Annotated in this window: 12 protein-coding genes; 8 read left to right on the top strand and 4 right to left on the bottom strand. The window is 67.6% G+C overall.

Translation table 11 applies throughout. The features are described from left to right. Nucleotides 1-37: 37 nt before the first annotated feature. The 5 genes from NL241_RS28025 (at nucleotide 38) to NL241_RS28005 (ending at nucleotide 2,966) form a co-directional block, all read left to right on the top strand. Nucleotides 38-427, top strand: a complete 390-nt coding sequence (locus NL241_RS28025) for a hypothetical protein (protein ID WP_487692804.1) — start codon at nucleotides 38-40, stop codon at nucleotides 425-427. Nucleotides 428-440: 13 nt separating this feature from the next. Further along, nucleotides 441-776 carry a DUF8129 domain-containing protein gene (locus NL241_RS28020; RefSeq protein WP_487692805.1) on the top strand — a complete coding sequence of 112 codons (336 nt, stop codon included), beginning with the start codon at nucleotides 441-443 and terminating at the stop codon, nucleotides 774-776. A 42-nt stretch (nucleotides 777-818) separates the two neighbouring features. Next, on the top strand, nucleotides 819-2,003 hold the full coding sequence (locus tag NL241_RS28015) for a DUF7373 family lipoprotein (protein WP_494395640.1): 1,185 nt from the start codon (nucleotides 819-821) through the stop codon (nucleotides 2,001-2,003). Nucleotides 2,004-2,066: 63 nt separating this feature from the next. Then, the gene (locus NL241_RS28010) at nucleotides 2,067-2,354 is read left to right on the top strand and encodes a hypothetical protein (protein ID WP_487692807.1); all 288 of its coding nucleotides are present in this window, start codon (nucleotides 2,067-2,069) and stop codon (nucleotides 2,352-2,354) included. 108 nt (nucleotides 2,355-2,462) lie between these two features. Beyond that, nucleotides 2,463-2,966 carry a hypothetical protein gene (locus NL241_RS28005; protein WP_494395639.1) on the top strand — a complete coding sequence of 168 codons (504 nt, stop codon included), beginning with the start codon at nucleotides 2,463-2,465 and terminating at the stop codon, nucleotides 2,964-2,966. Between the two features lie 16 nt (nucleotides 2,967-2,982). Here NL241_RS28005 and NL241_RS28000 read toward each other — a convergent pair whose 3' ends face one another. The 3 genes from NL241_RS28000 to NL241_RS27990 all read right to left on the bottom strand — a co-directional run bounded on the left by NL241_RS28000 (nucleotide 2,983) and on the right by NL241_RS27990 (nucleotide 5,597). Then, nucleotides 2,983-3,282, bottom strand: coding sequence for a DUF732 domain-containing protein (locus NL241_RS28000; RefSeq protein WP_494395638.1), 300 nt, complete (start codon nucleotides 3,280-3,282; stop codon nucleotides 2,983-2,985). Nucleotides 3,283-3,371: 89 nt separating this feature from the next. After that, nucleotides 3,372-4,043: a C39 family peptidase gene (locus NL241_RS27995; protein WP_487692810.1), complete on the bottom strand. Its 672-nt coding sequence runs from the start codon at nucleotides 4,041-4,043 to the stop codon at nucleotides 3,372-3,374. A 48-nt stretch (nucleotides 4,044-4,091) separates the two neighbouring features. Beyond that, nucleotides 4,092-5,597: a PucR family transcriptional regulator gene (locus NL241_RS27990; protein WP_494395637.1), complete on the bottom strand. Its 1,506-nt coding sequence runs from the start codon at nucleotides 5,595-5,597 to the stop codon at nucleotides 4,092-4,094. A 154-nt stretch (nucleotides 5,598-5,751) separates the two neighbouring features. On the opposite strand from NL241_RS27990, the gene NL241_RS27985 reads away from it, so the two are divergent. Continuing rightward, nucleotides 5,752-7,176: a cytosine permease gene (locus tag NL241_RS27985; RefSeq protein ID WP_487692812.1), complete on the top strand. Its 1,425-nt coding sequence runs from the start codon at nucleotides 5,752-5,754 to the stop codon at nucleotides 7,174-7,176. After that, on the top strand, nucleotides 7,173-8,699 hold the full coding sequence (locus NL241_RS27980) for an amidohydrolase family protein (protein ID WP_494395636.1): 1,527 nt from the start codon (nucleotides 7,173-7,175) through the stop codon (nucleotides 8,697-8,699). Before NL241_RS27985 ends, NL241_RS27980 begins: the two co-directional genes overlap by 4 nt. Nucleotides 8,700-8,783: 84 nt before the next feature. On the opposite strand, the gene NL241_RS27975 is transcribed toward NL241_RS27980, so the two are convergent. Next, nucleotides 8,784-9,596, bottom strand: coding sequence for a CAP domain-containing protein (locus NL241_RS27975; protein ID WP_487692814.1), 813 nt, complete (start codon nucleotides 9,594-9,596; stop codon nucleotides 8,784-8,786). A gap of 336 nt (nucleotides 9,597-9,932) precedes the next feature. Between NL241_RS27975 and NL241_RS27970 the strand changes: the two genes are divergently transcribed. Continuing rightward, complete coding sequence (locus tag NL241_RS27970; protein WP_494395635.1) at nucleotides 9,933-12,683, top strand: AAA family ATPase; 2,751 nt, start codon at nucleotides 9,933-9,935, stop codon at nucleotides 12,681-12,683. Nucleotides 12,684-12,690: the final 7 nt, after the last annotated feature.

The raw sequence follows: 12,690 nt of genomic DNA, 5'->3' as shown, positions 1-12,690 counted from the left end.
GCTGCACAGGTCAGGCCGCCCGACGTGAGGAGAGAAGATGACCACCGACGACGCCAGCGGCATCACCGCCAATGACCTGGGTGGTGCCGACGACATGCTGAGTCCCATGGAGGCCACCGACTCCGACGAGTTGCGCAACGCCGACGGCGATGACGTGGTGGACCCGCCCGAAGGCTGGAGCGGTGTCACCAAGTTCGGCATCTCCGCGGACGAACAACGACAGGGCGAGTCCCTGGACCAACGGCTGTCCGAAGAGGTCCCCGATGTGACACCGGACGACATTGTTCTGGCCGACGCCGACGGCACGCCAGGAAGCCCGGACGGGGTGATCGGTGCCGACGCCGCGCTGGACGACCCGGGAACCCACCGAGGACAGATCGACGGCTCACCCGAGGACGGCGATTCACTGTTCCAGGTAGTCGAGTAGAGACGGAGCAACGATGAGCGACTCGCACGGATTACCACTGCCCGACTACGACCAGATGTCGCTGGGCGACATCCGCCACCGCATCCGCTCGCTCGACGAGGACGGGTTGAACCAGATCCTCACGCACGAAGCGGGCCACGCGGCCAGAGTGCCGGTGTTCGAGATCGTGGAAGCGCGCCTACGCGAAATCCAGGCCGGGGCGCAGCCTTCCGGCGGAGACCCGACACGGGCGCCGGACATCAGCGGGACGGCCGGCGGGTCGCCCGTACAGGAGGCCACCGCGGCTCCCGCGAACACACCGCTTCGGCACGGGGTGGCCAACCAGACTCCGAAACGCGGCCGCACCTGACCGTCCCTCAGCGGACGCACAGGCTCGGGTAGGTTAGCTGGCGTGACCAACAGAGTCGGGGAATCAGTCCGGTTGTTCGGTGCCACTGCGGTATTGGCGGGGTTGATGGTGGCCTCGGCCGCCGTTGCCAGCGCCGAGCCGGTGGACAGTCCACTCGATGTCGGCAGTTATCCGACCACACCGAGTGCCCCGCTCGGCCTCGCCGGCACGCAGCAGGCGGGCGCGCGGGTCGAAGCGCAGCGCCTGGCGGCCTTCGTCGTCGGCCCGTGGGAAGTGGATCCGACGCTCACCGAAGCCTTCACCAACAGTGCTGGTGTCATCGACGGCGCCGAGTCGCTGTTCGCGGAGCTACCCGCGGAGCTGGCCGAAGTCGGCGCGCGACACAACGTGATCGACGGGTTCGCCAGCGGGCGCCGGGGGCCCGGCAAGGAATTGCGCATCACAGTTCTCCGCTTCGCCGACCCCCAGATCGCCGGCGCTGCCGCGGCGGAGTTCGCGACGGTGGCGGCCGACATTGCGCAGCCGGATGGTCCGGTGATCCCCGCGGTGGTGCCGGGGCACCCCGAAACCCCCGCTGTGAGTTATCCATTCGTCGACGAAGCCGGCCGACACAGCACTCTGGTGCGGTCGTTCACCGCTCACGGCCCGTACGTGATCGTGCAACGGGCGGGTGCCGCCGACGGTGTCGAGGATGCCGCCGCACTGGCCGCTGCGGCGCTGGACCGGCAGGCCCCCCTGATCGACCAGTTCGTGCCGACACCGCCGGCCCTGCTGCCGACCCAGCCGCTTGACGCCACCGGCCTGCTGGCAAAGGCGTTGCCGATCCCGCCCGCCGAGATCACCCCCGGGATGCCGGGTGTGTACGACGCACGCGCCACCCTCCATTTCGAGGACGACCCGACCGTCGCGGCTGGGCTGTTGGCCGACGCGGGGGTGACGAACTGGGTGAACGGATGGGTGTCGTTCTACGAGGCTCGCGACGGGCAGGCCGCACAACGGATCAGCGACAACCGGGTGGACGCGTTCACGGAGTACGGGACTCCCGCCGAACCGGTGGCCGGCGTTCCGGGCAGCCGGTGCCTGACACTGGACGTACCGGGATTGCCCGAAATGCGCAGTTTCTGTTCGGCGGTGACCGATCGGTATGCGCTCGACACCTACGGGGACTCGTTGTCGGACACGCAGCAGCAGATCGCCGCGCAATACGCCATTCTGACCGGCCGCTGAAATCAGGCCATACCCATAGCGGACCCTTGGTGCTTCCTTACCTATCGGCAGCACTGTGGAGTCATGTCCGATCTGATCCAGCGCCGTAGCCGCACGGCTACGACGACAAGAGCGCCGCACCGCAAGGCGACCGCACTGCGCTGCGCGCTGGCCGGGGCGTTCGTCGCTCTTCTGCTGGGCATCGCCCTGGCCGGCGAGCAGGGCTCGACACAGATGGTGCCGGCAACACTGGGATTCGCCACGGCCATCACGATCATCGCGGCAGCCTTCATCGGCTGGGAACGTCAGGTCGACGCCGCCGAGTCGGCCGGCCTGGTGAAGCATTACGACCAACACCCCGCCCAAGACTGAGGCCATCACCGGGCTGGTTCGGCCGCGCCACGACGCCGGCGGCGTCACAATGACCGGGTGCTCACCGTTCCGGCCGCCGGTTGGCGAGGGGGTTCACTCCGCCGCGGAGTGACGATCGGCCTCTGCGTCGGCTTCTTCTTCGGCGCACTGGCCTGGCTGGACTCCGGGATGCTGCTCGCGGGCGTCCTCGTCGTCGTCATCCTGGGCGTCGGCTCGGGAACCTGGATGTCACGCCGAATGGTCAAATACTGGCCCGACTCTCGCGATCTCGACGGGGCCCAGCGAGTGGCCGTGGTGGACGCCGCGCGCCGGGGGCGCGGCATCGGCGACGAGAGTCTGGCTCCCGCGGTGGCCGGCTACCGCGAGGGCCTGCATGCCGCGGCAGCACAGGCCAGACCGCTGCGCTGGGTGATCGTGGTGGTCCTGATCGTGGCGATCGGCACCGCCATCTGGGATGCCGTCCAGGGCTCTGTCGGTAGCGCCATCGTCTCGGTCATCTACCTGATACTCGCGGCGCTGGAGCTGTTCTGGTGGCCCCGACGCACTGCGCAACTATTGGCCAATGCCGACCGTGCCGCCGCGCTGGCGCGGCCGGTCGGGGCCGGCGACTGACCGCCGGCCCACCTGGTCACGCCGGGCAGTACACCTCGGTGGCGGCGCCGACGAAGAAGCCGCTTTGCTCGACGCTCCAGTTGGCCGGACCGCTGATCTCGATGGCCACCTGCTCGGGCGCCTGTCCTGCCGCCACGTAATCACACACGGCGTGGGCCAGAACGATGGCGTTGTCCGCGGACGAATACGGGATCGCCTCGCCGTCGATCACGCTGATGAAGAGGTCGTCGTTCTCGTCTGCAAGTGCAGGGGCGGCCGTCGCGAGCGCCAGGCCGGCCGCGGCGATGCCTGCCGAGAAGATGATCTTGCCGACCATGCCGGCCTCCTTTCGCCTGTTTGCTGACGGCGATACGCTACGCCAAGGGTCACAGTCACGCATCACTTTGGTCGAAATCTGCACGCGCGTCAGTACGGGGCCGTCACAACCATTCGCTGATCCAGGTCGTTCCAGGCGGACTGGAACACGCTGATACTCACTTGCTCGTCGGCGCCGTCATCGGTGCCGCTGTCGTTGAGATGCACCACCGCGCGGTCGGTGTCGACGCCGGTGACGACGACGGCGTGGGCCCCGCCATCGTCGTCGGGCTCGTTCCAGATCTTGTACGAGTTCACGCTCGCGATCACCGCCCGGCCGTCATCGAGGTACCGATCGAGCGCGGACAGCCCCGTCTGCAGTCCGCCGGCGCCGGCGACCTCATTGTCGGTGTAGGTGGCACGAATACCGTAGTGCGCCAGCAGGATTGGCAGGTCTTCGGGATCGGTTCCGCCGACATCCGGGTCATCGGAGTCTGTCACCACGTAGATCGGGCCGTCGTGCTGTCGGCTGGCGATGGTGCCCGCCACCGCCACGATGTCGTCCTCCTCCGGCATGTCGCCGGTCAGGATTCCGATCACGTGCGCCGAGGCCATGATGGCGCAGTCGTCGTAACTCTGCTCGCTCCAGTACTCGGCGGCGGTGTCCGGGTGGCCGTGCAGCCCGGTCTCCTCGGCGCCGGCGACGGCGGGGTGACCGATACCGGCGAGGGCCGCGCCGATCAGGAGCGCGGAGGCGGTGCGGCGAAGCAAGGTCGTGTGCATGGCCCGAGACTCCGGTACCGACCTTGTCGGATTCTTGATGACCTTCGATCAGCGGCTGAGGCGACGGCGCGCGGCGGCCAATTCGACGGCCACCGCCAGGGCGCCGGTCGACGCGCCGGCGTCCTCGATCCGCCGGCCCAGGATGGCTTCGATCCGGTGCAATCGCTGATACATGGTCTGCCGGTGGATGTTGAGCTCCTTGGCCGCCGCCACTCGCGAGCCGGTGCGAAACAGCACCGCCAAGGTGGTGATGAGTTCGGTTGACCGGTCGACGGTCAGGAGCTCTCCCAGGACTCCGCGCAGGAAGCGGTCGACCGCGCCGGCGTCGACCTGCGCCAGCAAGTGATCGATCGCCACATCGCGGGCCAGCCCGACGAACTCGGCCTCGGTGGCCAGATGCGCCGCGGTGGCCGCTGTGGACATCGCCTCGGCCAGTGCGGGCAGCTCCCGGGTGGGTTCGGCGACGCCGATCCGCAATGCGCGCGGCAGGGGTGAGGAGTACAGCTGCGCCACCAGCTCGTCGGTCAGCGAGCCGGCGGTTCTGCGGCCGTCGAACCGGACGATCGAGCGGTGCCGGCCGTCGCGGATCTCCGAGAGCACCTGACGGTCATCACGGTGCAGCACCGCCGCGAGCTCGGAGACCTGCAGCGGACCGTCGACGCTGAGCGCGACGACGCCGACGTACCAGCCGCCCGGCGCAAACCCGAGCTCGTTGGTGGCACGTCGCAAGGCCGTCTCGGTGTCGACGCGAAGCGCTGCCGGCCTGCTGGTGTCCTCGGCCAGCGTCAGCAGCCGAAAGACCTCGCGCAGATGCTGATCCGAACGGGTCAGCGGGCGCCAACGCAGCAGCGCCAGCGCCAACGATTCAGGGGCCCGGCGGCAGACGGCGGTGACCATCTGTAGGTCAACGCCGGGGCGGGGCAGCACTTCCAGGGTCGCGATGGTGACACCGGCGGACTCGATGGTGGCCACCTGGGCGTACCCGCGCGGGCGGGCACCGTCGACGTCGGCCGACGCCAGCACCGCACCGGAGGCCGAGCGGACGACGATCGAACAACCGCTGAGCGTGCTCAACGCCGTCACCATGTCATCGAGGTCGCCCTGGGCGGCCAGCACGCCGGCCAGCAGGTGGGTGACCTCATCGTTGAAGTGCAACGCCCGCACCGACTCGTTGACGAGCCGGCTGTTGACGGCGCGGGTGACTTCGACGAAGCGCACCACTTCGGTCAGCTCGATCAGCGGGAAGCCGCGGGTGCCGGCGCGTTCGATCAGTGCGGCGGGGATGGCCCCGACACGCGGACGCTCGACCGCCAGACCGGCGGCCCCCGCGTCGGCCAGGGAATCGATATAGGTGTGCAGCTGCTCGGGGGTGGAGTCGCCCAGGATCACCCCGGCCACCAGCAGGAGTTCGCCGCCGCTGAGCAACTCGGCGATGTCGAGCACCTCACTGGTGTGCACCCACCGGATCTCGGTGTCCAGGCGGTCCCACCCGGCGAGAACCTGGGGTCGCGCCGCGAAAAGCGCCGGGTCGTCGAGCACGTCGCGCAGACTCATGGACGTCTGCATTCGCGACCTCCGTACAGAAGCTATACAACAACCACAAATCTATAGACAGAATGTCTATCACCAATTGACCCCAGCTGCTCAGACGATGGAGGCAACGCACCGTCGCGCTCCGTCCGATGCATCAACCAGACAGGAACGGCCCATGTCAGCTCTCACCACCGGGGAACCGCCCGCGACCGAGCAACTCGAGTCCGAGCTCTCCGTCATCCCGGAATCCAGCAAGACCACCGATCTACGCGGGCAGTTCTGGATCTGGGCCGGCGCCAACATCGCGCCCATCAACTGGGTGCTGGGCGCACTGGGCGTCACCATGGGACTCGGGCTGGTGGAGACCATCGTGGTGCTGGCCGTCGGCAATGTCATCGGAATGTCGTTGTTCGGCCTGTTCGTCGTGATCGGTCAGCGCACCGGCGTCACCGGAATGGTGTTGTCGCGCGCCGTCTTCGGCCGTCGCGGTGCCTACGTGCCCGCCGCCGTGCAGGCTCTGCTCTGCATGGGCTGGTGCGCCGTGAACACCTGGATCGTGCTGGATCTGGTGATGGCGCTGCTCGGCCGGATCGGGCTGGTGGACCCCGACAACGCCTCGGCCGCACCGCGCCTCGCCGTCGCCGCCGTCATCATGACAATCCAGGTGGTCATCGCCTGGTTCGGCTACCGCGTGATCGCGGCCTTCGAGCGGTGGACCGTGCCACCCACCGTCCTGGTGCTGGTGGCGATGACCGGTGTCGCCTGGATCGGTCTGGACGTCGACTGGGGCCACACCGGTGACACCGCCCTGACCTCCGGTGAGCACATCGCGGCCATCTCCGCGGTGATGACGGCCATCGGAATCGGGTGGGGCATCACCTGGTTGGGCTATGCGGGTGATTACTCGCGGTTCGTGTCGAGCTCGGTGCCGTCACGCAAGCTGTTCCTGGCCAGTGCGCTCGGACAGTTCATCCCGGTGGTGTGGCTGGGTGCGCTGGGCGCGACGCTGGCCACGCTGAGTTCCTCGTCCGACCCCGGCGAGATCATCGTCGACGCCTACGGCGTGCTGGCCGTGCCGGTACTGCTGCTGGTGGTGCACGGCCCGCTGGCCACCAACATCCTCAACATCTACACCTGCACGGTGTCCACGCAGGCGCTGGACATCCGCATCGACCGGCGTGTGCTCAATGTCGTCATCGGTGTGGTCGCCATGGGCATCGTCGTGGTGTTCGTGCTCAACGGAAACTTCGCGGCCACCATCGACGCGTGGTTGATCGGTATCGTCGGCTGGCTCGCGCCCTGGGCCGCCGTGGTGCTGGTGCACTGGTTCGTCATCGCCCGCCAACAGGTGGACCCGCACGCTCTGCTGGCCCCGCCGGAGGCGGGCCTGCTGCCCTCGGTGCGACCGACCGCGCTGATCGCCTTGGGCATCGGCATCGTGTTCACCTGGATGTTCATGTACGGCATGATCCCGCTGCTGCAAGGTCCGGTGGCCGGGCTCATGGGTGGCATCGACTTGTCGTGGCTGGCCGGCGGTATCGCGGCGGCCACGAGTTACCTTGCGCTGGAAGCCATCGGCGGGCGACGGGCGCAGCGGTGAACCCGACCTACCTGATCGACCAGGCGACGGTCCTCACCATGGACGCGGCCACCGGTGCCGCCCCTGTCACCCGCTCGATCCGGGTTCGCGACGGTGAGATCACCGACATCGCCGACACTCTCGAGATCCGGCCGGGCGACACCGTACTCAGCGGCCGCGACCGCCTGGTGGTGCCTGGCTATGTCAACGCGCACACCCATTCGTGGGAGGCGTTGTTCCGGGCGCGGCTGGACAACCTGCCGCTGGAGCACTGGATGCTGTTGTCCTATCCGGTACTGGGCCTGGCCCCGGTGTCCGCCGACCTGATCCGGTTGCGGTCCCAGTTGGTGGCCATCGAATCGCTGCGCAACGGCGTCACCACCCTGGTCGACGATGTGCTAGAAATCCCCGGCCAGACGGAGGATCAGCTGGCCGCTGTGTTCGAGGCCTACCGCGATATCGGTATCCGCGCCAACATCTCCGGACACGTCATGGATCGCCCCTTCGTCGACCATTTCCCCTTCCTGGCCGATGTGCTCGACCCGGATCTGCGTCGCGAGCTGGATGCCGTGGCGGTGATGCGGGGTGATGAGTACCTGGCATACGCGAAGGCGTCGGCCCAGCGCTACGCCGGCTATGCCGATGGCCGGCTTCGTTTCATGCTCGGTCCGTCTGCCCCGCAACGGTGTTCGCCGGAGCTGCTGATCGGGATCGGCGAGATCGCCGAACAGTTCGATCTGGAGTTCCACATCCACGTGTTGGAGACGCGGACGCAGGCGGTGACCGCCGGCGAGTTCTACGGCAAGACCATGGTCGAGTATCTGCACGCGTTGGGCCTGCTGAACGAACGGGTGACGATGGCGCACGGTATCTGGATGACCGACTCAGACGTCGACGTCCTCGCCCAGACCCGGGCGTCGGTGTCCCACAATCCCATCTCCAATCTCAAGCTCGGCTCGGGTATCGCGCCGTGGCGCAAGTACCTCGACGCCGGGGTGAACCTCGGTATCGGCACCGACGGCATGTCCAGCAGTGACACCGCCCGGATGTCGGAGGCGGTCAAAGCGGCAGCCCTGCTGCACAAGGTCACCGGACCCGACTACCGACAGTGGCCCAGCGCGCAGGAGGTGCTGAGCGCAGCCACACTGGGTGGGGCCCGGTCGGCCCGGCTGGCCGGCACCGCGGGCAGTATCGAGGTGGGCAAGCGTGCCGACCTGGTGTTCTACGATATGAACTCCCTGGCCTTCACGCCGCGCAACAAACCCGAGCTACACCTGGTGTATTCGGAGAACGGGTCTTCCATCGCCACGGTGATGGTCGACGGGCGAATAGTGCTGCAGGACAAGCAATTGACGACCATCGACGAGCGCGCCGTGCTCGACGAGCTGCAAGCGCGCGGTCCGCAGCTGCGCCAGTGGCAGGACCATCTGGAGAAACTGAACCGCGCGCTGATCCCGGCGTTCGACCGGCAATACGCCGGAGTGATGGACCGGCGCACCGCCGTGGACCGCTACAGCGGGCGAGGCGAGTGCTGGCTCAACTGAATCCCGCCGAACCCCCCGCGAGCAGACGCGAACTCACCCGTTCCTCCCCAGGTTGGGGTTCTGCGTCTGCCCGCGGGGAAGCATTCAGCCGGACACGTCCTGCTCGTCGCGCCCGAACTGGACCGTCTGGCCTTCATAGGGGCCCGTGCACGAGGTCACGACGTGATAGGTGGTCAGCGGCGGCGGCGCCGGAACGGTGAGCTGGGCCGAACCTCGTGGCGCGATGTTGAAGTTGCGGGTGACGGTGGGCAGCAGAGGGGCATTGACCGGGGTCGCCACGTACGTGCACGAGCCCGCGATGTCCGAGCTGTTGGAGATGTTGACATTCACACTGAGCGCCGCTCTGTTGAACACCACGCTGATGGCGTCTGTCGGGGCGGGCACCTTCTCCGGCGGCTTCTGTGCCTGCTCCTCCGGCTTGGGCTGATCGGGTACCACCACCGGGGGCGGAGGGGGAGGCGGGGGAGCCGCCGGCTTGCCGAACACGATGGTCACCACGTCGACCTCACGGTCCTCGTGACGAACGAAACCGACACCGAATTCGGTGAAGTCGCAGTTGCCGATCAGGTTTCCCGCTCCCCGCTGGTAGGCGCTGGTGGTCGCGGCGGCCTGTGGATCACCGGAACCGAGGAACCCCAGGGTGCTGCCCGCATAACCGGGTGCCTGCGAATCCACGGGATTCTCCGACCTGGCGTAGGTCTGCGCGGCTCCTTCCAGCGCCGGGTTGTAATTGAGCTGGGCGCAACGGGTGTTGGCGCGGTCCTTCTTGACCGTGGCGATGATGTTGTCGAGTGGATCAGCGCTGGCCACCGGTGCCGTCAGTGTCACCGAGAACGCCGACAAGCCGGCGACGACGGTGGCCAGGGCCAGGTGTGTGGACGCTCGCTTGGTTGTCATGAAATCCCCTCTGGTGGTTGACAATCAGGCCGTTGCCTCGCGCAGAAGCGACGTGAAGCCCAACGGTCGTGTTGGAGTCTAGGAGCGCAGAATCGCCGCACCTATAGGGTGTTTCCCTACGATTTCGTGATGTTCGGGCTTGGGCCCCGCCGGTCGGCACCTGCGCCGTGATGTTCGCGAAAGCTTGCCCAGGCAATGAAGTTGGAGTGACGCCGAGCGGTCAGTCAATGCGCCAACCTGCCAAAGTGATTGCAGAGTCAACCAATACGTCTGTTGCGGCAACGAATATTGGGGTTTGCCGTGGACGCGAACTGCCGCAGCTGCGATCATTCGACCATGCCCGCCCGGTTCGTCAGCCGCGAAGCGGAAGCCCGCGTCATCGCCGACCTACTGGGCTCCGACAGTGCCGATCCGACAGCCGTTGTGCTTGCAGGGGAAGCGGGTATCGGCAAGACCACCCTGTTCCTGGCCGCCGTGGATGAGGCCGTCGACCGAGGTTTCGCAGTGCTGTCCAGCCGTCCGGCGGCTGCGGAATCGGTACTGGCCTACGCCTCGCTGGCCGATATGCTCGGCTCCGTCGACACCGACATACGTAGTGGTCTGCCCCCGCCGCAGCGCAACGCCCTGGACCGGGTGCTGTTGCACGCCGACGGGACACCGACCGATCAACGTGCCGTGGCAGCAGGTTTCCTCTCGGTTGTCGGTGTACTGGCAGAACGCACCCAGGTGCTCATCGCCGTCGACGACCTGCAGTGGCTCGACCCGTCCAGCAGGCTGGTCCTGGCATTCGCGGCGCGCCGGCTCACCGGAACGGTACGTGTGCTGGCCACGGTGCGCACCGGCGCAGCAGGGGATATGGGCACGTGGCTACAGCTCTCCCGGCCGGAGAACTGCCGGCGAATCACGTTGCCTCCCTTGACCTTGGGAGCTCTCCACGCACTGGTCTCGCAGCGGCTGGGCCGGTCGTTCTCGCGGCCCACCATGGTCCGCATCGCCGAGGTGTCGGCGGGCAACCCCCTCTACGCGCTCGAGCTGGCTCAGGGGGTCGACGATGAACAGTCCAGCGCGGAGTTGTCCTTGCCGCCGACCTTGGCCGAGCTGATCGACTCGAAGATCAGCTACCGGGATCCCGAGGTCTCGGAAGCGCTCCTGGCGGCCGCCTGCCTGGCGGTGCCCACCGTCGATGTGGTGGCCCACGCCGTCAACACGACGCCGAACCAGGTGCTCACCACACTGGCCGAGCCGGAACGCAAGGGCGTCATCCACCTGGAAGGGGATCGGCTACGGTTCGGTCATCCCATCTACGCCCGCGGCGTGTACCACAATGCCGATCAAGGGCAGTTACGTGCGATGCACCGGCGGTTGGCCGATCTGGTCGACGAGTCGGAGCTGCGGGCTCGCCACCTGGCGTTGAGCTCCACCCACGGCGACCCCATGACCTTGCGAGCCTTGGACGCGGCCGCGGAAACGGCCCGCAGCCGCGGGGCGCCCGCGGCCGCGGCCGAACTGATCGACCTGGCGATCGAGCTCGGCGGAGACACGCCGAAACGCAGAATACGTTCTGCCAAGCACTGTTTCGATGCCGGAGAACCGGGCCGGGCCCGGGCGCTGCTGGTGGAGGCGATGGCTCGTCTTCCGCCCGGAGCGTTGCGTGCCGAAGCGGCGAACCTGCTGGGCTACATCCGGCTGCTCGACGACAGTTTCACCGAGTCGGCCGAACTGCTGGAGCAGGCGCTGGCGGATACCGCGGGCCATCCCGATGCCTTGGTGCCCATACTCGTCACACTCACCTTCGCGTTGTTCAACGCCGGCCGACTCGAAGCGGCGATCCGGCGTGCCGACAACGCCGTCGACTCCGCAGAACAGCTCGGCCGGCCCGATCTGCTGAGTCAGGCGCTGAGCATGCGAGTGATGGTGGGTTTTCTGCAGGGGGACGGTGTCGACGAGCCGCGACTGCACCGGGCGCTGGAACTCGAGACGGCCGAAGCGGACATCCCGATTGCGTTGCGTCCCAGCGTCCACCACGCGCTGCTGTTGTCGTGCACCGGACGTCTCGACGAAGCGCACGACTCGTTCTCCGATATCCGCCGCGAGTGTGTCGAGCACGGTGAAGACGGCGAGTTGATGTTCGTGGCGTTCCATGGCGCTCTGACCGCGATCTGGCGCGGCAGGCTGGCCGAGGCGGCGTTGATCGTCGACGACGCAGTGGAACGTGCCCAGCAGCTCGGCGGGGATCTACCGCTGTCGGTGGCGCTGACCAGCAGCGCGTTGAGTGCCGCCTACACGGGTCACGTTGCCAAGGTGCGCGACGAGGTGGCGGCCGCCTATGCCGCCAGCAGGCGGGCCGGATCGGACCGGTTGGGAGAGTGGCCCATCACCGCGCTGGCCTTTCTCGAAGTCTCCCTCGGCGACTACCGCAGGGCACTGAGCACAGTAGAGCCGCTACTGTCCCGGTTTCGTGCCCTGCCGAGGGCCACGGAGATCATCGGATCCTCCTACTTACCCGAGGCCATCGAGGCGATGGTGCATCTCGACCGCTACAGCGATGCGGAGCCGCTGGTGGCGGCGCTCGAGGAGAACGGGAACCGGCTGGACAGGCCCTGGATGCTGGCCAACGGCGGACGTGGCCGCGCGATGCTGCTCGCCGCCGGTGGCCAGGTGGGTGCCGCGGTGGTCGCGGCGACGCACGCCTTGGCCCAATACGAGCGATTGCCAATGCCTTTCGAGCGCGCACGCACCCAGCTGCTGCTGGGGCAGCTGCAACGACGTCAACGCCAGAAGGACGTCGCGGCGGCCACCCTCGAGGAAGCGCTGCGCGCCTTCGACGAGCTTGGCACCCCACTGTGGACAGCGAAGGCCCGTGCCGAGCTGGGGCGTGCCAATGGCGGCCGTCGGGGCGGCGAACTGACCGCCTCCGAACAGCGGGTCGCGGAGCTCGTCGCATCCGGTATGACCAACCGCAGCGTGGCAGCGGAGATGTTCATCAGCCCGAAGACCGTCGAGGCGAACCTCGCACGCATCTATGCAAAGCTCGGCATCCGGTCCCGTGCTGAACTGGGTCGATACATCAGCTTGTCGGAAAAATAGGGAAACC

Source organism: Mycolicibacterium sp. SMGY-1XX, assembly GCF_059132455.1.
This window is presented reverse-complemented; position numbering and strand designations above follow the sequence as displayed.